Source organism: Streptomyces sp. NPDC045021, assembly GCF_056432645.1.
The window spans coordinates 165,717-189,423 of sequence record NZ_JBWKIQ010000011.1 but is presented as its reverse complement, the minus strand read 5'-3'; the positions used below and the strand labels follow the sequence as shown (position 1 = coordinate 189,423).

Below are 23,707 nucleotides of genomic sequence, written 5' to 3'. Positions count from 1 at the left end.
AAGGACTCCGTGGCCGCCACGGTCGGTGAGCCGGTACTCACCACCCGCCCGGACACCCAGGACTCCTTTCTCGCGGTACGTGATCTGAAGATCCACTTCGATACCGACGACGGCCTGGTCAAGTCCGTCGACGGGCTCAGCTTCGATCTCGAGCGCGGCCGCACCCTCGGCATCGTCGGCGAGTCCGGCTCCGGCAAGTCCGTCACCTCGCTGGGCATCATGGGCCTGCACCGCACCTCCAGGGTCAGGATTTCCGGCGAGGTGTGGCTGGACGGCGAGGAGCTGATCGGCGCCGACCCAGACCGGGTACGGCGGCTGCGCGGCCGGAAGATGGCGATGATCTTCCAGGACCCGCTGTCGGCGATGCACCCCTACTTCTCGGTGGGCGGGCAGATCGTCGAGGCGTACCGCGTGCACCAGAACGTGTCCAAGCCGGTCGCCCGCAAGCGGGCGATCGAGATGCTGGACCGGGTCGGCATCCCCGAGCCGCACCGGCGGGTCTCCGACTATCCGCACCAGTTCTCCGGCGGTATGCGTCAGCGCGCGATGATCGCGATGGCGCTGGTCAACAACCCGGAACTGCTGATCGCGGACGAGCCGACCACCGCGCTGGACGTCACCGTGCAGGCGCAGATCCTGGACCTGATCCGGGACCTGCAGAAGGAGTTCGGCTCCGCGGTCATCATGATCACGCACGACCTCGGCGTGGTGGCGGAGCTCGCCGACGACCTGCTGGTGATGTACGCGGGCAGGTGCGTCGAACGCGGATCGGCGGAGAAGCTCTTCACCGAGCCGCAACACCCGTACACCTGGGGCCTGCTGGGATCCATGCCGCGCATGGACCGCGAGCGGGCCGACCGGCTCAACCCGGTCAAGGGCGCCCCGCCCAGCCTGATCAATGTGCCGTCCGGCTGCGCCTTCCACCCCCGGTGTCCCTACGCCGAGCTGAACGGCGGTTCCAGCGAGACGCTCGTTCCCGAGCTGAAGGAGACCGAGGCCGGCCACTGGTCCGCGTGCCATCTCAGCCAGGCGAACCGGGACCGGATCTGGACCGAAGAGATTGCGCCCAAGCTGTGAAGGACCAGGCCGTGCCTCAAAAAGACGTGATGATCCCCAAGCCGACCACACCCGAGGCGGAGCCGCTGCTCAGGGTGACCGGCCTGGTCAAGCACTTCCCGATCACCAAAGGGCTGCTGCGCCGCCAGGTCGGCGCCGTGCAGGCGGTCGACGGAATCGACCTGGAAGTGGCGGCGGGCCAGACGCTCGGCGTGGTGGGGGAGTCGGGCTGCGGCAAGTCCACGATGGGGCGGCTGATGACCCGGCTGCTCGAACCCACCGGCGGGAAGATCGAGTTCCAGGGCCGCGACATCTCCCATCTGAGTGTGGGGGAGATGCGACCGCTGCGCCGTGATGTGCAGATGATCTTCCAGGACCCCTACTCCTCGCTCAATCCGCGGCACACCATCGGCACCATCGTCGGAGCGCCGTTCAAGCTCCAGAAAGTGGCGACGGAGTCGGGCGTGAAGAAGGAGGTGCAGAACCTCCTGGAGCTGGTCGGCCTCAGCCCCGAGCACTACAACCGCTATCCGCACGAGTTCTCCGGCGGGCAGCGGCAGCGCATCGGCATCGCGCGGGCGCTCGCCCTCAAGCCGAAGCTGGTCGTGGCGGACGAGCCGGTCTCGGCGCTGGACGTCTCCATCCAGGCGCAGGTGGTCAACCTGCTGGACGACCTGCAGAGCGAGCTCGGGCTGACGTACGTGATCATCGCGCACGACCTGTCCGTCATCCGGCACGTCTCGGACCGGATCGCGGTGATGTACCTCGGCAAGGTCGTCGAGGTCGCGGACCGCGAGGCGCTCTACGCGCGGCCGATGCATCCGTACACCAACGCGCTGCTGTCGGCGGTGCCGGTGCCGGACCCGAAGCGGCGTACCGCGCGGGAGCGGATCCTGCTGACCGGCGATGTGCCGTCGCCGATCAACCCGCCCTCCGGCTGCCGCTTCCACACCCGGTGCTGGAAGGCGACCGAGGTGTGCTCCACGCAGGAGCCGCCGCTGGTCGCGCTGGCCCCGGCGCACGAAGTGGCGTGCCACCACCCGGAGAACGCGCCGGACCAGTTTCCGGCGGAGAGCCGGGAGACGGACAAGAAGGCGGGCCCTGGGGCAGGTCCTGAGGCAGGGTCGGGGGCCGGCGCCGCGTAGGCATCGGTAATCGGCCAACTGACCTTTTGTGCATGACCACTTAGCGAAAAGTCATGGTCATGAAGAGGGGGGAGGGTGCAGAGTCGGCGCGTCACTGTTCGCGTCGAAGGGCAGATCCATGGCACCCTCCCGTCCGGCCCGACTCCTCGGCTCCGCACTCGCTGTCATCAGCGTGTCGGCCTGTCTGATATCCGGCGCCCCACCGTCGGCCGCCGCCTCGCACACCCCCCAGCCCGGCGCCCCCGGCATCGGGGACCCGTACTTCCCCCAACTCGGCAACGGCGGCTACGACGTCGCGCACTACGGGCTCGACGTCTCCTACGACCCGGCCAGTGACCGGCTCGACGGCCGGGCGGCCGTCACGGCCCGTGCCACCCAGAACCTCTCCTCCTTCGACCTCGACCTGCAGCAGCTCACCGTCACCTCGGTCAGCGTGGACGGCAAGCCGGCGCGCTTCACCCGCAGCGGCGACGAGATCGTCATCACCCCGCGCCACGCGCTGCGCAAGGGGCAGGAGTTCACCACCACCGTCGTCTACGGCGGAGTGCCGGAGCCACTGAGCGGCCCCATCGTGTTCGGCTCCAACTACGGCTGGATGAAGACCACCGACGGTGTCTTCGTCGCCTGCGAGCCGAACGCCGCCTCGACCTGGTTCCCCGGCAGCGACCATCCGGCCGACAAGGCCACCTTCGACATCCGGATCAGCGCCCCCAAGGGCCTCAAGGGCGTCTCCAACGGCGTGCTGACCTCCCAGTACGACAAGGGCTCGCGCACCGTCTCCACGTGGCGCGAGTCCCGGCCGATGGCCACGTACCTCGCGACGGCCACCATCGGGAAGTTCGACGTCAGGACAGGGACCACACCGGGCGGCATACCGATCTACGTCGCCACCGACCCGGTCCTGGCCAACGGCCCGGTGGACGTCTACGCGGTCACCGCGGAAGCCACCGACTACTGGTCCCAGGTCTTCGGCCGCTACCCCTTCGAGGAGACCGGCGCGATCGTCGACGACATGCCGGAGGCCGGCTTCTCGCTGGAGGTGCAGTCCAAGCCCGCCTACTCCGCGGTCCGCAGCGAGTCCACGATCGTCCATGAACTGGCCCACCAGTGGTTCGGCGACTCGGTCAGCGTCGAGCAGTGGAAGGACATCTGGCTCAACGAGGGCTTCGCGACCTACGCCCAGTGGCTGTGGACCGAGCACCGGGGCACCCGCTCCGCCCACGACGCGTTCCTCGCCGCGTACAACGGGCGCCCGGCCACGGCCGCCTTCTGGCAGATCGACGTCGCCGACCCGCAGCGCGACACGATGTTCGCCGACGCCGTCTACACCCGCGGTGCGATGACGCTCCAGATGCTGCGCGAGAAGATCGGCGACGCCGCGTTCTTCAAGCTGCTCAAGACCTGGACCTCGCAGCACCGGTACGGCAACGCGAACACGGCGCAGTTCACCGCGCTCGCCGAGAAGGTGTCGGGGCAGCAGCTGGACGACCTCTTCGGGACATGGCTCTCCACGAAGGGCAAGCCCGCCCTGTCGTAGGAGGCCGCCCCCGCCGTAAGAGAACATATGGCGTGATCCCGGAACTCTTCTCCCCCTCCGTCCAGCACACGCTCGATATCGTCGGCATCTTCGTCTTCGCGATCTCGGGCGCGCTGGCCGCCGTCCGCAAGAACTACGACGTGTTCGGCATGGCCGTGCTCGCCGAGGTGACCGCGCTGGGCGGGGGGATCCTCCGCGACCTGATGATCGGTGCGGTACCGCCCGCCGCCTTCAGCGACCTCGGCTATTTCAGCACCCCGCTCTTCGCCACGGTGCTGGTGTTCTTCCTGCACCCCGAGGTCGAGCGGATCAACACCACCGTCAACGTCTTCGACGCCGCCGGCCTCGGCCTCTTCTGCGTCGCCGGCACCGTCAAGGCGCACGACTACGGCCTCAGCCTGGTCCCGTCCGCCGCCCTGGGCCTCGCCACGGCGGCGGGCGGCGGTGTGCTGCGCGACCTGCTCGCCAATGAGGTGCCGTCCCTGCTCCGCTGGGACCGCGACCTGTACGCGGTCCCCGCCATGGTCGGCGCGATCATGGTGGCGCTGCTGATCAAGTTCGACGCGCTCACCGGCGTCACCAGCGGCATCGCGGTCGTCAGCGCCTTCGTGCTCCGGCTGTGTGCCATGTACTTCGGCTGGCGCGCGCCCCGCGCCTGGCACCGCAGGAGCTGGGCGACGGGCGAGGACGAGGCGCGGGAGACGATGTAGAGCAGCGCCCGTCCGGCGGTCAGCGTCCCAGCGCCGCACCGCCGTTGATGTGCAGGATCTGGCCGGTGACGTACGCCGCCTCGGGGGAGGCGAGGTACCGGATGGCCGCCGCGATCTCGCTGGGGGCGCCGGGCTGTCCGGTCAGGGTCTGGGAGACCCGCGACGCGACGAAGTCGGGGGTGGCGCGGTCGCCGAAGAACTCGGTGTCGCCGACGAAGCCGGGGGCCACCGCGTTGGCGGTCACGCCGTCGGTGCCCAGCCGCTGCGCCAGCTCGAACGTGTAGGCGTGCACGGCCGCCTTGGCGCCGCCGTAGGAGCCGGGGCCGCGCAGCGCGGCGATCGAGGAGAGGTGCACGATACGGCCGCCGGGCCGCCGGATCTGTGGCAGCAGCGCCTCCGTCAGCAGCACCGCCGTGAGCACGTTGGCCTCGAAGTTCCTGCGGTAGCCGGCGGCGATCCCCTCCAGGGTCCCGTCGGTGGACGAGGCGACGTTGCCGCCCGCGTTGGTGACGATGACGTCGACCGGGTCGTCGCCCTCGATGAACCGTGCCGCCTCCCGTACCTGCTCCGGGTCGCTGAGGTCGGCCGCGGTCCAGCTGACGAGCCCTTCGCCGTGCGTGGCGTTGAGCTTGTCCGCCGCCTCCCGCAGCAGCTCGGCGCGGCGGCCGATGATGACGACCCGGTCGCCGTCGGCCGCGAACGCCTCCGCGGTCGCGAGCCCGATGCCTGTGCCCCCGCCGGACACCACTACCCGTCGTCCCACTGTGTGCTCCATCATGTATATGAACCCGAGTCATGTCCTTGGTTGGAAACTAGGGAGCGGGCACATCTGTGTCAAGGGCGTTTCGGTTGAAGGAAGGGCTGGACAAGGCGGTGCTACTCGCGGGTAACATTCGGGTCATGGCATATGCGGCAGCTCAGGCGACCATCGGGGACAGCGAATTCGACCGGGACACGGCGGTCGTGCCGAGACCGGGCGAGCCCGGCGTCTACGACGCCGACCTCTCGGCGGGCTGGACCATCATCCAGGCCGTCAACGGCGGCTACCTGCTCGGTGTCATCGGGCGCGCCCTCCAGCAGGCGCTGCCGCACGCCGACCCCTTCACCGTCACCGCGCACTACCTCACCGCCTCCCAGCCCGGCCCCGCGACCATCCGCACCGAGACCGTCCGCGCCGGGCGCACCCTGTCCACCGGCCAGGCGTCGCTCTTCCAGACCGACGCGGAGGGCCGCGAGGTCGAGCGGATCCGGGTCATGGCGGCCTACGGCGACCTCGACGCACTGCCGGACGACGTGCGCACCGCGGCCGCCGTACCGCCGATCCCGCCCTACGAGGAGTGCTTCGGCGCCGACGCGGCGCCCGCCGGCGGCGGCGCCATCGCCGGCTCGACCGCCATCATCCAACGCCTCGACCTGCGGCTCGACCCCGCCACCGCGGGCTGGGCCATCGGCGCCCCCTCCGGCAAGGGCGACATGCGCGGCTGGTTGGGCCTCGCCGACGGCCGCGACCACGACCCGCTCTCGCTGCTGCTCACGGTCGACGCCCTGCCGCCGACCGCCTTCGACCTCGGCATCAAGGGCTGGGTCCCGACCGTCGAGCTGACGGTCCACATCCGCTGCCGCCCCGCGCCGGGACCGCTGCGCGTCGCGATCACCACCCGCAACCTGGCCGGCGGCTTCCTGGAGGAGGACGCGCAGGTCTGGGACAGCCAGGACCGCCTGGTCGCGCAGTCCCGTCAACTCGCGCGGGCCCTACTGTCCTGACGGCCACCTGAGCGACCGTAGAATCGGCGTCATCATGGCCTACCTCGACCACGCCGCCACCACGCCGATGCTTCCGGAAGCGGTGCAGGCGATGACCGCGCACCTCACGGTCACCGGCAACGCCTCCTCGCTGCACGAACCCGGGCGGCGGGCCCGGAGAACCGTCGAGGAGTCCCGGGAGTCCCTCGCCGAGGCGCTCGGCGCACGCCCCAGTGAGATCGTCTTCACCGGCGGCGGGACCGAGTCCGACAACCTCGCCGTCAAGGGCCTGTTCTGGTCGCGCCGGGCCGCCGACCCGCGGCGGGTGCGGGTGCTGGCCAGCCCCGTCGAGCACCACGCCGTCCTGGACGCCGTCGACTGGCTCGTCGAGCACGAGGGCGCGCGCGTCGAGTGGCTGCCGGTCGACGCGTACGGCCGGGTGCACGCCGACGCGCTGCGCGACGCGATCGAACGCGACCCCGAGACGGTCGCCCTCGCGACCGTGATGTGGGCCAACAACGAGGTCGGCACGATCATGCCGGTCCGCGAGCTCTCCGCGGTCGCCCGCGAGCACGGCGTCCCGCTGCACGCGGACGCGGTCCAGGCGTTCGGCCAGATCGAGGTCGACTTCGCGGCCTCCGGCCTCGACGCCATGACCGTGACCGGCCATAAGATCGGCGGCCCGTACGGCGTCGGCGCGCTCGTGCTCAGCCGCGAGCACGCTCCCGTCCCGCTGCTGCACGGCGGCGCCCAGGAGCGCAGCCGCTCCGGCACCCTCGACACCCCCGCGATCGCCGCCTTCGCGACGGCCGGCACGCTGGCCGCGGAGCGGCGCGAGCAGTTCGCCCAGGAGGTCGGCGCGCTCCGCGACGACCTCGTGGCGAAGGTCCTCGCCGCCGTCCCGGACGCCGTACTCAACGGCGACCCGGAGCCGGGCGGCCGGCTGCCCGCCAACGCGCACTTCACCTTCGCCGGCTGCGAGGGCGACTCCCTGCTTCTCCTCCTCGACGCCCAGGGCATCGCCTGCTCCACCGGCTCCGCCTGCACCGCGGGCGTCGCCCAGCCCAGCCACGTCCTCATCGCCATGGGCCAGCCCGCCGACCGGGCCCGCGGCTCCCTTCGCTTCTCCCTCGGCCACACCACCACCCAGCCCGAGATCGACGCCCTGGCCGCGGCGATCGGCCCGGTGGTGGAACGCGCCCGCAAGGCCGGCCTGAGCTGACATCCGGCCGATGGCTCCGGGAGGAACCGGCCGGGCCGGTCCTCCCCGGTCCCGGACCGAGCGGATCAGTCTCCGGCTGATCCCAGCACCTTCAGCCCCTGGGGGCACCTCCCGGACGGAGTCCGGGGGAGTGCGGGTGCCCGCCGCAGGCGCGGGGCACCGATCGGCTCGGGGACGGCCTCAGCCACAACCGGCCCGCCCGGCGATCGAGGGCGCACTGCCGGCCCGCGCCGGTAATCCCGTCGAACCGCGCCGGAGGCGCAACGTACTCTGGAGGGGTTATGACTGACTCCCCCCGCGACGCTCGTCGCCTGCGCGTCCTGGCCGCCATGAGCGGCGGCGTCGACTCCGCGGTCGCCGCGGCCCGCGCCGCCGAGGCCGGCCACGACGTCACCGGTGTCCATCTGGCCCTCTCGGCGAACCCGAAGTCCTTCAGGACCGGCGCCCGCGGCTGCTGCACGGTGGAGGACTCCCGTGACGCCCGCCGCGCGGCCGACGTCATCGGCATCCCGTTCTACGTGTGGGACCTGGCGGACCGCTTCCGCGAGGACGTCGTCGACGACTTCGTCGCGGAGTACGCGGCCGGCCGCACGCCCAATCCCTGCCTGCGCTGCAACGAGAAGATCAAGTTCGCCGCGCTGCTGGACAAGGCGATCGCGCTCGGCTTCGACGCCGTGTGCACCGGCCACTACGCGACCGTCGTGATCAACGACGACGGCACCCGCGAGCTGCACCGCGCCTCGGACGCGGCGAAGGACCAGAGCTACGTGCTCGGCGTGCTCGACGAGCGCCAGCTCGCGCACGCGATGTTCCCGCTCGGCGACACCCTCACCACCAAGGACGAGATCCGCGCCGAGGCCGAGCGCCGGGACCTGGCCGTCGCGAAGAAGCCGGACAGCCACGACATCTGCTTCATCGCCGACGGCGACACCCAGGGCTTCCTCGCCAAGCACCTCGGCAGCGCCGAGGGCGAGATCCTGGACGAGGACGGCACCAGCCTCGGCACCCACAGCGGAGCGTTCGGCTTCACCATCGGGCAGCGCAAGGGCCTGCGCATCGGCACCCCCGCCGACGACGGCAAGCCGCGCTACGTCCTGGACATCTCGCCGGTGAACAACACCGTCACCGTCGGCCCGGTCGAGGCCCTGGACGTCACCGCCCTGACGGCCATCAAGCCCCGCTGGTGCGGCACCCCGCCCACCGGCCGCGCCTCGTACACCGCGCAGCTGCGCGCGCACGGCGAGGACGTTCCCGTCACCGCCGAGCTGGTCGACGGCGAGCTGCGGGTGGACTTCGACGGCGAGCCGGTCCGCGGCATCGCCCCCGGCCAGGCCGTGGTGCTCTACGACGGCACGCGCGTCGTGGGCTCGGCGACCATCGCCACCACGCAGCGGTCCCGCGCAGGAGCGGGTGCGGGCGTCGGCGCCGGGAGCCAGGCCTAGGGCTGTCCGCGCCGCCTCGTAGGGTGGCGGGCATGAACATCTGTGTCTTCCTGTCCGCCGCCGATCTCGACGAGCGCTACACCGCCCCGGCCCGCGAGTTCGCCGCGCTGATCGGCAGCGGCGGCCACACGCTGGTGTGGGGCGGGTCGGAATCCGGCCTCATGAAGGTGGTGGCGGACGGGGTGCAGGAGGCGGGCGGCCGGCTCGTCGGCGTTTCCGTCGAGTTCCTGCACACCAAGGCGCGCAAGAACGCCGACGAGATGCTGATCACCGCGGACCTGGCGGAGCGCAAGGCGCAGCTGCTGCTGCGGTCCGACGCGATCGTCATCATGGTCGGCGGTACGGGCACCCTGGACGAGGCGACCGAGATCCTCGAGCTGAAGAAGCACGGCCTGCACACCAAGCCGGTCGTGCTGCTGAACGCGGCGGGGTTCTACGACGGCCTCAAACTGCAGTTCCAGCGGATGGACGCCGAAGGCTTCCTGCCGCTGCCCCTGAGCGACCTGGTCTTCTTCGCCGAGGACGGCGCCGAGGCCATGGCATACCTGGAGGAGAACGCGTGAGCACGCATCTGATCACTGGCGCCGGTTCGGGCATCGGCGCCGCTGTCGCCCAGCGGCTTCTGGACCGCGGTGACGAGGTGCTGCTCCTCGCGCGGGACGCCGGACGGGCCAAGGAGCTGGCGTCGCGGTTCGCCGGCGCCCGCACCCTGGTCGGCGATCTGGCGGAGCCGGCCCGGCTGTCGTGGGCCTTCGCCCACCAGCCGATGCCGGACCGGATCGACTCGCTGCTGCACATCGCGGGCATCGTCGAGCTCGGCGGGATCGGGGAGCTGACCGCGAAGGTCTGGCAGCAGACCCTCGCCGTGAACCTGATCGCGCCCGCCGAACTGACCCGGCTGGTCCTGCCCCAGCTGCGGATGTCGCAGGGCCACGTGGTCTTCGTGAACTCCGGCGCCGGGCTCGCCGCGCACGCCAACTGGGGGGTGTACGCGGCCAGCAAGCACGGTCTGAAGGCGGTGGCGGACGCGCTGCGGCAGGAGGAGCACGGGAACGGGGTGCGGGTGACGAGCGTCTACCCGGGCCGCACCGCGACCCCGATGCAGGAGAAGGTGCACCACCAGGAGGGAACGGAGTACGACGCGTCCCGCTGGATCGACCCGGAGTCGGTGGCCACGGCGATCCTCACGTCGATCGACCTGCCGCGCGACGCGGAGATCAACGATTTGACGGTGCGCCCCGGGCGCTGAGCCCGGCGGGGGGTCGGGGGCACCGCACCGGCTGCGGGTTGGGTGGGAATCCGCAGGCGGTCGGTCTCGTACGCTTCGTGCGTGAGTACGGATGCGAAGTTCACGCTGCCCGCCGGTGCCGCGACCGGTGTCGGGTCCATGCCCGGGGGTGATGCGCGGGAGGCTGCGCGGACCGCTATCGGGGCGGTGGAGGCGCTGCCGTTCCTGCCGGAACTGCCCGCGCGGGGGCCCGGTGCGGACATGATCGGGCGCTCGCTCGGGCTGCTCGTCGACCTGTACGCCCGGGTGGAGCCCAGCGGATGGCGGTTCGGGGACCGGCCGGGGCGCGACAGCCGCCGGGCCGTGGCCTGGCTGGGAGAGGACCTGGACGCCCTGGAGGAGTTCACCCAGGGGTACCGGGGTCCGCTCAAGGTGCAGGCCGTCGGGCCGTGGACGCTGGCCGCCTCGGTCGAGCGGCCCAACGGCGAGGCCGCCCTCGGCGACCCCGGCGCCGTCCGGGACCTGGCCGGATCGCTCACCGAGGGACTGCGGCTGCATCTGGCGGACCTGCGCCGCCGGGTGCCCGGCGCGGAACTCGTGCTGCAACTGGACGAACCCTCGCTGACCGCCGTGCTGCGCGGCCACGTGAAGACGGCCAGCGGGTACCGGACGTATCGCGCTGTGGACCGGCAGGTGGCCGAGGACATGCTCCGCGGCATGGTCGAGGCCGTGGGCGTGCCGGTGGTCGTCCACTCGTGCGCGCCGGACGTCCCGTTCCGGATGCTGCGCCGGGCCGGCGTCTCGGGCATCTCGTTCGATTTCTCGTTGCTGACGGAGAGTGACTGGGACGCGTTCGGCGAGGCGGTCGAGGGCGGTACGGCGCTGTTCGCCGGTGTCGTGCCGGGCACGGACACCGGATTGTCAGACCCTGCCGGTAGCGTGAGTGGTGTTCGGGCGCTGTGGCGCAGGCTGGGGCTGGATCCGGGGGCGTTGGGCACCTCCCTGGCCGTCACCCCCTCCTGCGGTCTGGCGGGGGCCTCGCCGGCCTACGCCCGTGCCGCTCTGGTGCACTGTGCCAAGGCCGCACGATCGCTCGTCGACAACCCTGAGTGAGGAAGGACAGGACCGCCGTGGAGATTCCTGCCGAAGTGCGCGAACAGCACGCTCAGTTGGCCGAGCAGGTCGAGGAGCACCGCTTCCGCTACTACGTCAATGACGCGCCGGTCGTCAGCGACGCCGAGTTCGACCAGCTGTTGCGGCGGCTGGAGGCGATCGAGGACGAGCACCCCGGCCTGCGCACTCCGGACTCGCCCACGCAGAAGGTCGCGGGGGCGTACCAGACCGATTTCACCTCGGTGGTGCACCGTGAGCGGCTGCTGTCGCTGGACAACGCGTTCGACGACGAGGAGCTGTCCGGCTGGGCGGACCGGGTCGCGGCCGAGCTGCAGGGCATCCCGTACCACTTCCTGTGCGAGCTGAAGGTGGACGGCCTCGCCGTCAACCTCACCTACGAGCAGGGGCGGCTGACCCGCGCCGCCACCCGCGGCGACGGCCGCACCGGCGAGGACATCACGCCGAACGTCCGCACCATCTCCGACATCCCGGACCGGCTCTCCGGGAGCCGGATCCCGGAGCTCGTGGAGATCCGCGGCGAGGTGTACTTCCCCGGCGAGGAGTTCGAGGCGCTCAACGCGCGGCTGGTGGAGGCCGGCGACAAGCCGTTCGCCAATCCGCGCAACGCCGCGGCCGGCAGTCTGCGGCAGAAGGACCCCCGGGTCACCGCCGGCCGGCCGCTGCACATGGTGGTGCACGGCATCGGCGCCCGCGAGGGCTTCGACATCGACTGCCAGTCGCACGCCTACGAGCTGCTGCACGAATGGGGTCTGCCCACCGCGACGCACAACAAGGTCGTCGACTCCCTCGACGAGGTGCGGGAGTTCATCGCCTACTACGGCGAGCACCGGCACGACGCGGTGGAGCACGAGATCGACGGCGTGGTCGTCAAGGTGGACGAGATTCCGCTGCAGGGCCGGCTGGGCTCGACGTCCCGGGCGCCGCGCTGGGCGATCGCGTGGAAGTACGCGCCCGAGGAGGTCAACACCAAACTCCTGGACATCCGGGTGGGAGTGGGCCGCACGGGCCGTGTCACGCCGTACGCGGTCGTCGAGCCGGTCACCGTGGCCGGCTCCGAGGTCGAGTTCGCGACCCTGCACAACCAGGAGGTCGTCAAGGCCAAGGGCGTCTTCATCGGCGACACGGTGGTGCTGCGCAAGGCCGGCGATGTCATTCCGGAGATCCTCGGACCGGTGGTCGATCTGCGGGACGGCAGCGAGCGCGAGTTCGTGATGCCGTCCGAGTGCCCGGACTGCGGCACGGGCCTGCAGCCGATGAAGGAGGGGGACATCGATCTGCGGTGCCCCAACGCCCGGTACTGCCCGGCGCAGTTGCGCGAGCGGATCTTCTACCTGGTGGGCCGCAAGTGCCTCGACATCGAGAACTTCGGGTACGTGGCGTCCACCGCGCTCACCCAGCCGCTGGAGCCTTCCGAGCCGCCGCTCAAGGACGAGGGCGACCTGTTCGACCTGAAGATCGAGCAGTTGCTGCCGATCCGGAGTTACGTCCTGGACCAGGACACCGGTCTGCCCAAGCGGGACGCCAAGACCGGCGAGGAGAAGATCGTCACCTTCTTCGCCAACCAGCAGGGCGAGCCGAAGAAGAACGCGCTGGCCATGCTGGAGAACATCGCCGCGGCCAAGGACCGGCCGCTGGCGCGGATCATCACCGGTCTGTCGATCCGCCATGTCGGACCCGTCGCGGCCGAGGCGCTGGCCAGGGAGTTCCGGGACCTGGACCGGATCAGGGACGCCGAGGAGGCCGAGCTGGCCGCGGTGGACGGCGTCGGGGGAACCATCGCCGCCTCCGTCAAGCAGTGGTTCGCCGAGGAGTGGCACCTGGAGATCATCGAGAAGTGGCGTGCCGCCGGGGTGCAGTTCACCGAGGAGGGCTCGGACGAGGGCCCGCGGCCGCTCGAAGGCCTCACCGTCGTCGTGACCGGAACGCTCACCGACCACACCAGGGACGGCGCGAAGGAGGCGCTGACCGCTCGCGGGGCGAAGGTCACCGGGTCGGTCTCCAAGAAGACGGACTTCGTGGTGGTGGGTGACAACCCCGGCTCGAAGTACGACAAGGCCGTCCAGCTGAAGGTCCCGATTCTCGACGAGCCGGGCTTCGCGGTGCTGCTCGCGGAGGGCGCGGAAGCCGCCCGGGGGGCCGCGGTCAACCCGGTCGAATAACCGCGCACCAATCACCCGTTCGGCCTATATCGGAACGTTCCGGGTGCGTGGATCCCATTCGGGCAACCGCGGTCGATCGGTGCCCGGCGCAGCCTTCCGCGGCCTACTGTTGAGAAGCGCGCCGGAGGGGCATGAACCTTCCAGCAGCCTTTGCGGGTATCCGCTGCGGGCACGGCGCGGCGGACCCAGGTGTCGCACCAGGCTGTGAGAGGGACAGGAATGGAACCGACGGAGGGCGCCGGACCGGCGCAGCGGCTGCGTTGGCCGGCCGCGCCGGTACTGCCCCCGGCGGTCTTACGCATCGCGGTGGTCGCCGTCGCGGGACTCGCGCTGGCGGCCGGTGTCCTGGGCGCCATCCACGAGGGCCATGCGCTCTTCCCCGGCGGCACCGTCGGCTGGGCCTTCGCCGTCCTGACCGGCATCATCGTCGGCCATCTCGTGGCGATGGGCCGCGACCGCTGGTGGGGCGGTACCGGCTCCGGCGCGGCCCTCACCCTGGCCATGCTGCTGCTGTACGGCTGGGTGCCGTCGGTGCTGGTCAGCCTGGCCGTCGTGGTGCTGGTCGGGGCCGCCCGCAGACACCGCTGGCGGCAGGCGCTGCTGCACGGCGCGGTGGACATACTGGGCGTCGGCACGGCCTCGCTGACCCTGGCCTGCTTCGGTGTGCACCCCTCCGTCGCCCAACCCTGGCACCCCGACGACTGGGGCCCGGCGGCCGGTCCGGCGATCGTCGTCACCGCTCTGGCCTATCTGACCGCCACCCGTGCGCTGCTCTGGTACGCGGTCGCGCCGCGCGGCGGCGGTCTGCCGACGGTGGCCCGTACCGCGCTGATGCGCCAGGGGATGGTCGGCGTCGCCCTGCTGGGGCTCTCCCCGCTGATACTCGTCGTCGGCTGCGACATGCCGGTACTGCTGCCGCTCTTCGCCGTCCCGCTCATCGCCCTGGACTCGACGCTGTGGATCGCGCACGCCCGCGCCGAGGAGCAGCTGCGCGACCCGCTGACCGGGCTGCCCAACCGGCAGTGGCTGCTGGAGCGGGCCTGGATCGCGCTGGACGACGCGGAGCGCAAGGGCGAACGTACCGCGCTGATCCTGATCGACCTCGACAAGTTCCGCTCCGTCAACGACACCCTCGGGCATCTGGCCGGTGACCGGCTGCTGTTGCAGGTCGCCGACCGGTTGCGGCTCGCGCTGCCCCGCGGCGCCGAGGCGGCCCGGCTGGGCGGCGACGAATTCGCCGTCCTGCTGCCCTCCTGCGACTCCCCGACCCGCGCCCAGCGCATCGCCCGCGCCCTGGTCGCCGCCCTCGGCTCGCCGCTGAGCCTCGACGGGCTGACCCTGGTGCTGGAGGCCAGCGCCGGAGTCGCCGTCTTCCCGGACCACGCGGTGGACGCCGAAGGACTGCTGCGCCGCGCCGACGTGGCGATGTACCAGGCCAAGCGCGACCGCAGCGGAGTCGAGGTCTACGAGGCGACCCGGGACGGCAACACCCCGGACCGGCTGGGCCTGTTGGGCGATCTGCGCCGGGCGCTGGACTCAGGCGACGTCGAGCTCCACTACCAGCCCAAGGTCTGCTTCGACGGGAAGATCGCCGGCCTGGAGGCGCTGGTGCGCTGGGAGCACCCGCAGCGCGGCCGGGTCAATCCCGAGGAGTTCATCGCCATGGCGGAGACCTCCGGGCTGATGCCCCAACTGACCGAGTACGTGCTGGAGACGGCGCTGGGCCAGGTCGCCCGCTGGCGCAAGATGGGCCTGGACGTGCCGGTCGCGGTGAACGTCTCGCCGCGCGACGTGCACAGCCCCGGCTTCGCGGGCGCGGTCGCCGCGCGGCTGGCCCGGCACGGCGTCCCGCCGGGTTCACTGCAACTGGAGATAACCGAGCACGTCCTGCTGGAGGACCCGCAGCGGGCCGCCGACACCATGGCCGGGCTGACCGGGCACGGCGTGAAGATGTCGCTGGACGACTTCGGCACCGGCTACTCCTCCCTCGTCCACCTGCGCAAACTGCCGGTCAGCGAGTTGAAGATCGACCGCTCCTTCGTCGCCCGGCTGGTCCTCGACAACGAGGACGCCGAAATCGTCCGCTGCACCGTCGACCTCGCGCACTCGCTGGGCCTGCTGGTCGTCGCCGAGGGCGTGGAGGACGACGAGACCTGGGAGCGGCTGCGGGACCTGGGCTGCGACGCCGTCCAGGGCTGGCTGGTCGCCGCCGCGATGCCGCCCGACGAGGCGACCGCCTGGCTGCGCGCCCGCGGTGAGCACGGCTGGCGGCGCCCCAACGCGCTGGAGCGCGAGCCCGAGCCGGAGCACGCACCGGTGGCGGACGCCGACCAGCCGTCCGGGCAGGTCGTGCCGTAGTAAGGGCCGGTTCCCGCCGCCGCCGTGGGCCGCGTCGGCGCCCCGCGGTCCAAACCGTTTCGTCGCCAGGGGGTCCGCCCCCATAGGATTGGGCGCGAAACCATCGAACTCACCCCCAGAGGATCGCTGCATGCCTGGCATCACACGCGAGGAGGTCGCCCACCTCGGCCGGCTGTCGCGTCTTGAGCTGAAGGACGAAGAGCTCGACCACTTCGCCGAGCAGCTCGACGTGATCATCGGCGCGGTCGCCCGCGTATCCGAGGTGGCCGGCGAGGACGTACCCCCGACCTCCCACGCGCTGCCGCTGACCAATGTCATGCGCCCGGACGAGGTCCGGCCGTCGCTGACCGCGGCCGAGGCGCTCTCCGGCGCCCCGGCGCAGGAGCAGCAGCGCTTCAAGGTGCCGCAGATCCTGGGGGAGGACTAATCACCATGACTGACCTGACCAGGCTCACCGCGGCCGAGACCGCTGACGTCGTCGCCACCGGCAAGGCCTCCGCCGTCGAGGTCGCGCAGGCGCACCTCGACCGCATCGGCGCCGTCGACGAGAAGGTACACGCCTTCCTGCACGTCGACACCGAGGGCGCGCTCGACGCGGCCCGCGCCGTCGACGAGCGGCGCGCCAAGGGCGAGAAGCTCGGCCCGCTGGCCGGTGTGCCGCTCGCGCTGAAGGACATCTTCACCACGAAGGGGATCCCGACCACGGTCGGCTCCAAGATCCTCGAAGGGTGGATCCCGCCGTACGACGCGACGGTGACCAAGCGTCTCAAGGACGCCGGCATCGTCATCCTCGGCAAGACCAACATGGACGAGTTCGCCATGGGGTCCTCGACCGAGAACAGCGCCTACGGCCCGACCGGCAACCCGTGGGACCTCACCCGGATCCCCGGTGGCTCCGGCGGCGGCTCGTCCGCCGCCCTCGCCAGCTACCAGGCGCCGCTCGCGATCGGCACCGACACCGGCGGCTCGATCCGCCAGCCCGCGGCCGTCACCGGCACGGTCGGCGTCAAGCCGACCTACGGCGGCGTCTCCCGCTACGGCATGGTCGCCTTCTCGTCCTCCCTCGACCAGGGCGGGCCCTGTGCCCGTACGGTCCTGGACGCGGCGCTACTGCACGAGGCGATTGCCGGTCACGACCCGCTGGACTCGACGTCCATCGACGCCCCGGTCCCGCCCGTCGTCGAGGCGGCCCGCAACGGCAACGTCAAGGGCATGCGGATCGGCGTCGTCAAGGAGTTCGGCGGCGAGGGCTACCAGACCGGCGTCATGCAGCGCTTCAACGAGTCCGTGGAGCTGCTGCGCGAGCTGGGCGCCGAGATCGTGGAGATCTCCTGCCCCTCGTTCAAGCTGGCACTGCCCGCGTACTACCTGATCGCGCCGTCCGAGGCCTCGTCCAACCTGGCCCGCTTCGACGCCATGCGTTACGGCCTGCGGGTCGGCGACGACGGCACGAAGTCCGCCGAGGAGGTCACCGCGCTCACCCGCGAGGCCGGCTTCGGCGACGAGGTCAAGCGCCGCATCATCCTCGGCACGTACGCGCTCAGCTCCGGCTACTACGACGCGTACTACGGCTCGGCGCAGAAGGTCCGCACGCTGATCTCGCGCGACTTCGAGGCCGCCTTCGGCACGGTGGACGTGCTGATCTCGCCGACCACCCCGACCACCGCGTTCCCCATCGGTGAGCGCGTGGACGACCCCATGGCGATGTACCTCGCCGACCTGTGCACCATCCCGTCCAACCTGGCAGGCAACGCGGCGATGTCCATCCCGTGCGGCCTGGCTCCCGAGGACGGGCTCCCGGTCGGGCTGCAGATCATCGCCCCGGCCATGGCCGACGACCGGCTCTACCGGGTCGGTGCCGCGGTCGAGGCCGCGTTCACCGGACGATGGGGTCACCCGCTGCTTGAGGAGGCACCCGCGCTGTGAGCACGCTGAAGAAGGCCAAGGGCTTCAAGAAGAGCAAGCTCGGCCTGTACATCTCGATCGGCACCACGCTCTTCGGCGCCGTGAGCACCATCAAGCAGGCACGCAACGCCAAGGGCGAGCACGACCGGCTGATGCTGGCCGACGCCGTGGTCAGCGCCGCCGCCATCGCCACCGGCCTGGCGCTGCTCGTCCGCGAGCTGCGCCACCTCGCCGACGACGACGTCCTGGCGGACTGAGAGGTATGGGAATGACCGTCATGGACCTGGAGTCCTACGAGGACGCCCTGTCGGTGTACGACCCGGTGATGGGCCTTGAGGTCCACGTCGAGCTCGGCACGAAGACCAAGATGTTCTGCGGCTGCTCGACCACCCTCGGCGCCGAGCCCAACTCCCAGACCTGCCCGACCTGTCTGGGCCTGCCCGGCTCGCTCCCGGTCGTGAACGCGATCGGCATCGAGTCGGCCATCAAGATCGGTCTCGCGCTGAACTGCGAGATCGCGACCTGGTGCCGCTTCGCGCGGAAGAACTACTTCTACCCGGACATGCCGAAGAACTTCCAGACCTCGCAGTACGACGAGCCGATCGCCTTCAACGGCTATCTGGACGTCGCACTGGAGGACGGCGAGATCTTCCGGGTGGAGATCGAGCGCGCCCACATGGAGGAGGACACCGGCAAGTCCCTCCACGTCGGCGGCGCGACGGGCCGTATCCACGGCGCCTCGCACTCGCTGCTCGACTACAACCGGGCCGGTATCCCGCTCATCGAGATCGTCACCAAGCCCATCGAGGGTGCGGGCGAGCGGGCCCCCGAGGTCGCCAAGGCGTACGTCGCCGAGCTGCGCGAGCTCATCAAGGCGCTGGACGTCTCCGAGGCACGCATGGAGCAGGGCCAGATGCGCTGCGACGTGAACCTGTCGCTGCGCCCGCACGGCCGCAAGGAGTTCGGCACCCGCTCGGAGACGAAGAACGTCAACTCGCTCCGTTCGGTCGAGCGCGCCGCGCGCTACGAGATCATGCGGCATGCGGCGGTGCTCAACTCCGGCGGCACGATCGTGCAGGAGACCCGGCACTTCCACGAGGAGGACGGCTCCACGACGGCCGGCCGCATCAAGGACAACGCCGAGGACTACCGGTACTTCCCGGAGCCCGACCTCGTCCCGATCGCCCCGGCCCGCGACTGGGTCGAGGAGCTGCGCGCCGGACTTCCCGAGCTGCCGCGCGTGCGGCGGGACCGGCTGAAGACCGAGTGGGGCATCTCCGACCACGAGATGCAGTCGGCGCTCAACGCCGGCGCGATCGATCTGATCACCGCCACGATCGACGAGGGCGCCCCGGCCGACCAGGCCCGCAAGTGGTGGATGGGCGAGCTGGCCCGTGCCTCGAACGAGACCGGCAAGGAACTGGCCGATCTCGGCATCTCCCCGGTCCAGGTCGCGCGCGTCGCGGCCCTGGTCGCCGAGGGTTCGCTCAACGACAAGCTGGCCCGCCAGGTCATCGAGGGTGTTCTCGCGGGTGAGGGCGGTCCTGACGAGGTCGTGGAGAAGCGCGGTCTGAAGGTCGTCTCGGACGAGGGCGCGCTCGGCGCGGCCGTGGACGAGGCGATCGCGGCCAACGCCGCCGTCGCCGACAAGATCCGCGCCGGCAACCTCGCGGCGGCCGGCGCCCTGATCGGCGCGGTCATGAAGCTGACCCGTGGCCAGGCCGACGCCAAGCGCGTCCGGGAGCTGGTCCTGGAGAAGCTCGGGGTTCAGGGCTGACCTGAACGCAGGGCTGACCGAACGGTCGAAGATTCGTTCGAATGGTGAAAGGCGGTCCCCGGCGGGGGCCGCCTTTTCCCTGTGAGTAAGCGCACGAAACCACCAAAGGATCATTTTCCACTGCAAGAGTGACAGCCGCACCTGAACTGTTCTTTGAGGGCTATTCCCTGAAAGATCCACCCGAGATACCCAGGGAAGCAGGGAATGGCCGCACTCGCCCGGTGGTGTCTCCGCCGCCGTCTCATCGTCGTTCTGCTGTGGATCGTCGCGCTCGCCGGCCTCACCGCCGGTGCCGCGCTCGCCGGATCCGCCTACTCGAACGACTACGAGATACCGGGCACCGAGTCCGGCCGGGCGACCGCCCTGCTGGAGCAGGCCTTCCCGCACCAGGCCGGCGACTCCGACACGATCGTCTGGCACACCGTCGGCGACGGCAGCGTCCGCGCCGACGGCGTCGAGCAGCGGATGACCAAGACGCTCGACCGGATCGCCAAACTCCCCGGCGTCGCCTCCGTGAGCAGCCCCTACAGCCCCGAGGGTGCCGGACGGATCAGCCAGGACGGCCGGACCGCGTACGCCGACGTCACCTTCGACAGCGCCGCCGACGACATCGGAGCCGGGCAGGCCCGGGCCGTCGTGGACACCGCCAAGGCGGCCGAGGGCGGCGGGCTGCGGGTCGAGCTCGGCGGTACCGCCGTCGCGGCCACCGAGGGCGACAGCGCCCACCTCAGCGAACTGATCGGGATCGGCGTCGCCGCGGTGGTGCTGCTGCTGGCCTTCGGCTCCTTCGCCGCGATGTGCCTGCCGATCGCGACCGCGCTGATGGGCGTCGGCACCGCCTACATGGGCATCGAGCTGCTCGGCCACGTCATGACCGTCGCCGACTTCGCGCCGATGCTCGGCATGCTCATCGGCCTCGGCGTGGGCATCGACTACGCGCTCTTCATCGTCACCCGGCACCGCAGAGGGCTCAAACGCGGCCTGTCGGTCCGGGAGGCGGCCGAGCAGGCCGTCGCCACCACCGGCCGCGCGGTGGTCTTCGCGGGCGGCACGGTCTGCGTGGCGCTGCTCGGCATGCTCATCCTGCAGCTCAGCTTCCTCAACGGGGTCGCCGTCGCGGCGGCGCTCACCGTCGTGCTGACGGTGGCCGCCTCCATCACGCTGCTGCCGGCGCTGCTGTCGATGATCGGAATGAAGGCGCTCAGCCGCCGGGAGCGGCGGCAGCTCGCCGAGCACGGCCCGCAGCCCGAGATGCCCACCGGGCTCGCCGCCCGCTGGTCGGCCTTTGTCGAACGCCACCCGAAGCTGCTCGGCACCCTGGCCGCGGCCGTCATGCTCGTCCTCGCGCTGCCCACGCTCTCGCTGCACCTCGGCACCTCCGACCAGGGCAACAATCCGGCCGCCAGCACCACCCGGCAGGCCTACGAGCTGCTCGCGGACGGCTTCGGCCCCGGCACCAACGGGCCGCTGACCCTCGTCGCCGACATCCAGGGCGCCGACGCCCGGCTCGCCCTCGACCAGCTGCCGCAGACCCTGCGCGAAACTCCGGGCGTCGCCTCGGTGACCTCGGCGACCGTCAGCGGCGACACCGGCGTGATCACCGTGGTGCCGGACACCGCCCCGCAGTCCCGGGCCACCTCGGAGCTGGTGAACCGGCTGCGCGACGACGTGCTGCCACGGGCCGAGCAGAACAGCTCGCTCCAGGTGTACGTGGGCGGCCCCACCGCGAGCTACGACGACTTCGCGTCCGTCATCATCGGCAAGCTGCCGCTGTTCGTCGGAGCGGTCGTCGGCCTCGGCTGCCTGCTGCTGCTCCTGGCCTTCCGGTCCATCGGCATCCCGCTGAAGGCGGCGGCGATGAACGTGGCCGCGGTCGCGTCGTCCTTCGGGATCGTCGTCGCGATCTTCCAGTGGGGCTGGGGGAGCGAGCTCCTGGGCCTGGGGGCGGCCGGCCCGATCGAACCCTTCCTACCGGTGATCATGGTCTCGGTGCTCTTCGGGCTGTCGATGGACTACCAGGTCTTCCTGGTGAGCCGGATGTACGAGGAGTGGCTGGAGACCCGGGACAACCGGCGCGCGGTACGGGTCGGGCTCGCCGAGACCAGCCGGGTGATCAACTCGGCCGCGGTCATCATGATCGCTGTCTTCCTGGCCTTCGTACTCAGCGGCGACCGCGTCATCGCGATGTTCGGCATCGGCCTCGCGGCCGCCGTCGCCCTCGACGCGTTCATCCTGCGCACCCTGCTGGTACCGGCGCTCATGCACATGCTCGGCGGCGCCAACTGGTGGCTGCCGGCATGGCTGGACCGCCGGCTCCCCAGGATCAGCATCGAACCGCCGGCCACGCCGGCCCCCACCCCCGTCCTGCTGCCCGGACCCCGGGCAGCCGAACGGGAGCGGACTCCTACTTCCTGAGCATCGGGTTGCCGAGCGCCGCCGTGCCCTGATCGTCGCAGTACTGGGCGGCCGTCTTCCGGTCGTACTCGATCCGCAGCCGCAGCGCGCCCTTCACCTCGACGACGATCTTCTCCGTCGTGCCGAGCACGAGCTTCTTGAGGGCCAGCCGCTTGCCGTCCGCGGTGATGGTCAGCTCGACCGCCGCGTTCTTCGAGGTGTCCAGCAGGCCGGCGTCGACGGTGAACGTCGTCCACGCCCGGTTGAGGTTGAACTCCTCGAAGCCGGTGTCACAAGCCTTGGTCACCTTGGCGTCCGTGTACTCCTTGGTGTTGACCGTCGCCGGGACCTCGTCGAACGCGTCGTTCCCGGAGGCGTCGACCCAGGTCATGGCCGTCAGGGACACGTTGTCGCCCTCGGTGATCGAGGTCGGCTTGCCCGACCCGGAGTCCGAACTCGACGGTTCGAGCGAGGACGGGTCGTCGGACGGCGACGCGCTCGTCGGACCGGTCGTCGGCGGCGAACTGCTCTGCTGCTGTGCGCTCGTGCTGCTCTTCGGGTCGGCCGCGTTGCCGTCCTTCTTGTCGTCGCCCATGAACTTGACGGCGACCAGCGCTCCGGACGCCATCAGCACGACGGCGAGGACCGCGGCCAGGATCAGCGGGCCCTTCTTGCCGCGCTTGGGCGGGACCGGGACCGGGGTGGCCGCCGTCGCGGGACCCGGGGCCGGCGGCGGCGGGGGCTGCTCGTGGAACGTGGCCGGCGGCTGCGCCCCCAGCACCACCGTGGGCCGGGTGTCCGTCACCGGGTCCTCGGCCGGCGGCGGCGGGACGTACGAGGGCGGCGGCGTATGGACCGGCGGTGCGTGCACCGGCGCCGGGACGGGGGCCGGCCGGTTCGGCAGCGGCGGCACGACCGGGGCCGGCGCATGGGCGGGCGGCGGCGGGGTGGCGTCCGCGACCGGGACGGCGTCCTTGGGCCCCGTGGTGCGCGGAGTGCGCGTCGTCGAGATCACCGCCGGGCGCAGCTCACGCACCCACGCGGAGAGTGACTCCGGCCGGTTCGCCGGATCCGTGGCGAAGACCGCCGCGATCTTCGCCGCCCGCTCCGGGTCCAGCCCCGCCAGCTCGGGCAGCGCCAGCAGCGCGGCCCTGACCTGCTCCGGCATGGTGGCCGGCGACTCCCCGCTGAGCAGGAAGTACGCGAGGGCGCCGAAGGCGTAGCGGTCGGTGGCCGCGCTGCGCTTGCCCTCGAAGACCTCCGGTGCGGCGAATCCGGGGGTGAACCACACCTCGGCGGTCTGGTGGTCCGCGGTCAGCTTGCTCAGGCCGAAGTCGACGAGGGTGGCCTGGCCGTTGGCGTCGATCATGACGTTGCCGGGAGAGAGGTCACCGTGCACGACCGAACGGCCGGAGGGGGTGGCGGAGCCGGTGTGCAGCCAGTCCAGGACGTCGGCGAGCTGCTCCAGGCAGCGCACCGCCTCGCGGCGCTCGGCAGGGGTGTCCAGGGCGCGCTCGGCGCGCCAGTCGCGCAGGTCGAGGCCCTCCACATGGTTCATGACCAGGTACAGGGCGCGGCCCGCCTCCGGGGCCGCCTCCCCGGTACGGTGCGCGGAGGGGCCCTCGAAGTGCTCGCGGATGCCGACCACGCCGAGCCGGTTGACGAACCGCAGCAGTTCGGCCTGCTCTCGCCATTTGGAGCTGATCCGGTCGAACTGTTCCTGCGACAGGGTCGTCTTCGAATCGAGCACCTTCACGACGACGGGCTCGGTGCCGCCGCCGAGTTCGAGCTCGGCGAGGTAGAGCACGGCCTCGCCTCCGCGGCCGATGGATCGCAGCAGGCGATAACGGTCGGGTGCGCCGTCAGGGCCGATGTACAGACCGGTGTCCACTGGGTG

The 23,707-nt window shown here is 71.2% G+C and carries 19 protein-coding genes; 17 read left to right on the top strand and 2 right to left on the bottom strand.

From position 1 onward, the window contains the following. Positions 1 to 9 precede the first annotated feature (9 nt). The 4 genes from AC07DC_RS29805 (at position 10) to AC07DC_RS29790 (ending at position 4,448) form a co-directional block, all read left to right on the top strand. The gene (locus AC07DC_RS29805; RefSeq protein WP_478917725.1) at positions 10 to 1,077 is read left to right on the top strand and encodes an ABC transporter ATP-binding protein; all 1,068 of its coding nucleotides are present in this window, start codon (positions 10 to 12) and stop codon (positions 1,075 to 1,077) included. Between the two features lie 29 nt (positions 1,078 to 1,106). Beyond that, entirely contained in the window at positions 1,107 to 2,201 is a 1,095-nt protein-coding gene (locus AC07DC_RS29800; protein ID WP_478917724.1) for an ABC transporter ATP-binding protein, read from the top strand. Between the two features lie 118 nt (positions 2,202 to 2,319). After that, the gene (locus AC07DC_RS29795; protein WP_478917581.1) at positions 2,320 to 3,738 is read left to right on the top strand and encodes a M1 family metallopeptidase; all 1,419 of its coding nucleotides are present in this window, start codon (positions 2,320 to 2,322) and stop codon (positions 3,736 to 3,738) included. Positions 3,739 to 3,770: 32 nt separating this feature from the next. Beyond that, positions 3,771 to 4,448 carry a trimeric intracellular cation channel family protein gene (locus AC07DC_RS29790; protein ID WP_478917580.1) on the top strand — a complete coding sequence of 226 codons (678 nt, stop codon included), beginning with the start codon at positions 3,771 to 3,773 and terminating at the stop codon, positions 4,446 to 4,448. A gap of 19 nt (positions 4,449 to 4,467) precedes the next feature. On the opposite strand, the gene AC07DC_RS29785 is transcribed toward AC07DC_RS29790, so the two are convergent. Then, on the bottom strand, positions 4,468 to 5,211 hold the full coding sequence (locus AC07DC_RS29785; RefSeq protein WP_478917579.1) for an SDR family NAD(P)-dependent oxidoreductase: 744 nt from the start codon (positions 5,209 to 5,211) through the stop codon (positions 4,468 to 4,470). Positions 5,212 to 5,348: 137 nt separating this feature from the next. Here AC07DC_RS29785 and AC07DC_RS29780 point away from each other — a divergent pair, with 137 nt between their 5' ends. The 13 genes from AC07DC_RS29780 (at position 5,349) to AC07DC_RS29720 (ending at position 21,831) form a co-directional block, all read left to right on the top strand. After that, complete coding sequence (locus AC07DC_RS29780) at positions 5,349 to 6,212, top strand: thioesterase family protein (protein WP_478917578.1); 864 nt, start codon at positions 5,349 to 5,351, stop codon at positions 6,210 to 6,212. A 34-nt stretch (positions 6,213 to 6,246) separates the two neighbouring features. Then, positions 6,247 to 7,413: a cysteine desulfurase family protein gene (locus AC07DC_RS29775; protein ID WP_478917577.1), complete on the top strand. Its 1,167-nt coding sequence runs from the start codon at positions 6,247 to 6,249 to the stop codon at positions 7,411 to 7,413. Positions 7,414 to 7,694: 281 nt separating this feature from the next. Beyond that, positions 7,695 to 8,855 (top strand): tRNA 2-thiouridine(34) synthase MnmA, encoded by a 1,161-nt coding sequence (mnmA, locus tag AC07DC_RS29770; protein WP_478917576.1) that lies wholly within the window; start codon positions 7,695 to 7,697, stop codon positions 8,853 to 8,855. A 32-nt stretch (positions 8,856 to 8,887) separates the two neighbouring features. Further along, positions 8,888 to 9,418, top strand: a complete 531-nt coding sequence (locus tag AC07DC_RS29765) for an LOG family protein (RefSeq protein WP_478917575.1) — start codon at positions 8,888 to 8,890, stop codon at positions 9,416 to 9,418. Further along, a complete protein-coding gene (locus tag AC07DC_RS29760) occupies positions 9,415 to 10,104 on the top strand; it encodes an SDR family oxidoreductase (RefSeq protein WP_478917574.1) in 690 nt (229 codons plus the stop codon). The genes AC07DC_RS29765 and AC07DC_RS29760 overlap by 4 nt, the downstream gene beginning before the upstream one ends. Before the next feature lie 81 nt (positions 10,105 to 10,185). Further along, on the top strand, positions 10,186 to 11,196 hold the full coding sequence (locus AC07DC_RS29755) for a methionine synthase (protein WP_478917573.1): 1,011 nt from the start codon (positions 10,186 to 10,188) through the stop codon (positions 11,194 to 11,196). 17 nt (positions 11,197 to 11,213) lie between these two features. After that, complete coding sequence (gene ligA / locus AC07DC_RS29750) at positions 11,214 to 13,376, top strand: NAD-dependent DNA ligase LigA (protein WP_478917572.1); 2,163 nt, start codon at positions 11,214 to 11,216, stop codon at positions 13,374 to 13,376. A gap of 219 nt (positions 13,377 to 13,595) precedes the next feature. Further along, positions 13,596 to 15,734: a putative bifunctional diguanylate cyclase/phosphodiesterase gene (locus AC07DC_RS29745; RefSeq protein ID WP_478917571.1), complete on the top strand. Its 2,139-nt coding sequence runs from the start codon at positions 13,596 to 13,598 to the stop codon at positions 15,732 to 15,734. A gap of 130 nt (positions 15,735 to 15,864) precedes the next feature. Continuing rightward, positions 15,865 to 16,161, top strand: a complete 297-nt coding sequence (gene gatC, locus AC07DC_RS29740) for an Asp-tRNA(Asn)/Glu-tRNA(Gln) amidotransferase subunit GatC (RefSeq protein ID WP_138354932.1) — start codon at positions 15,865 to 15,867, stop codon at positions 16,159 to 16,161. A gap of 5 nt (positions 16,162 to 16,166) precedes the next feature. Further along, a complete protein-coding gene (gene gatA, locus AC07DC_RS29735; RefSeq protein ID WP_478917570.1) occupies positions 16,167 to 17,660 on the top strand; it encodes an Asp-tRNA(Asn)/Glu-tRNA(Gln) amidotransferase subunit GatA in 1,494 nt (497 codons plus the stop codon). Further along, a complete protein-coding gene (locus AC07DC_RS29730; RefSeq protein ID WP_478917569.1) occupies positions 17,657 to 17,896 on the top strand; it encodes a hypothetical protein in 240 nt (79 codons plus the stop codon). Before gatA ends, AC07DC_RS29730 begins: the two co-directional genes overlap by 4 nt. 11 nt (positions 17,897 to 17,907) lie before the next feature. Then, on the top strand, positions 17,908 to 19,416 hold the full coding sequence (gatB, locus tag AC07DC_RS29725; RefSeq protein WP_478917568.1) for an Asp-tRNA(Asn)/Glu-tRNA(Gln) amidotransferase subunit GatB: 1,509 nt from the start codon (positions 17,908 to 17,910) through the stop codon (positions 19,414 to 19,416). Between the two features lie 204 nt (positions 19,417 to 19,620). Next, on the top strand, positions 19,621 to 21,831 hold the full coding sequence (locus AC07DC_RS29720) for an MMPL family transporter (protein WP_478917567.1): 2,211 nt from the start codon (positions 19,621 to 19,623) through the stop codon (positions 21,829 to 21,831). On the opposite strand, the gene AC07DC_RS29715 is transcribed toward AC07DC_RS29720, so the two are convergent. Beyond that, positions 21,821 to 23,701 carry a serine/threonine protein kinase gene (locus tag AC07DC_RS29715; RefSeq protein WP_478917566.1) on the bottom strand — a complete coding sequence of 627 codons (1,881 nt, stop codon included), beginning with the start codon at positions 23,699 to 23,701 and terminating at the stop codon, positions 21,821 to 21,823. The two genes, AC07DC_RS29720 and AC07DC_RS29715, sit on opposite strands and share 11 nt — an antisense overlap. Between the last annotated feature and the right edge of the window lie 6 nt (positions 23,702 to 23,707).

What these genes read in the sequence shown, in the direction of transcription:
- AC07DC_RS29800 (WP_478917724.1), top strand. Translation starts at nt 1,107, where the DNA reads ATGATCCCCAAGCCGACCACACCCGAGGCGGAGCCGCTGCTCAGGGTG.
- AC07DC_RS29795 (WP_478917581.1), top strand. Translation starts at nt 2,320, where the DNA reads ATGGCACCCTCCCGTCCGGCCCGACTCCTCGGCTCCGCACTCGCTGTC.
- AC07DC_RS29780 (WP_478917578.1), top strand. Translation starts at nt 5,349, where the DNA reads ATGGCATATGCGGCAGCTCAGGCGACCATCGGGGACAGCGAATTCGAC.
- AC07DC_RS29775 (WP_478917577.1), top strand. Translation starts at nt 6,247, where the DNA reads ATGGCCTACCTCGACCACGCCGCCACCACGCCGATGCTTCCGGAAGCG.
- mnmA (WP_478917576.1), top strand. Translation starts at nt 7,695, where the DNA reads ATGACTGACTCCCCCCGCGACGCTCGTCGCCTGCGCGTCCTGGCCGCC.
- AC07DC_RS29765 (WP_478917575.1), top strand. Translation starts at nt 8,888, where the DNA reads ATGAACATCTGTGTCTTCCTGTCCGCCGCCGATCTCGACGAGCGCTAC.
- AC07DC_RS29745 (WP_478917571.1), top strand. Translation starts at nt 13,596, where the DNA reads ATGGAACCGACGGAGGGCGCCGGACCGGCGCAGCGGCTGCGTTGGCCG.
- gatC (WP_138354932.1), top strand. Translation starts at nt 15,865, where the DNA reads ATGCCTGGCATCACACGCGAGGAGGTCGCCCACCTCGGCCGGCTGTCG.
- gatA (WP_478917570.1), top strand. Translation starts at nt 16,167, where the DNA reads ATGACTGACCTGACCAGGCTCACCGCGGCCGAGACCGCTGACGTCGTC.
- gatB (WP_478917568.1), top strand. Translation starts at nt 17,908, where the DNA reads ATGACCGTCATGGACCTGGAGTCCTACGAGGACGCCCTGTCGGTGTAC.
- AC07DC_RS29720 (WP_478917567.1), top strand. Translation starts at nt 19,621, where the DNA reads ATGGCCGCACTCGCCCGGTGGTGTCTCCGCCGCCGTCTCATCGTCGTT.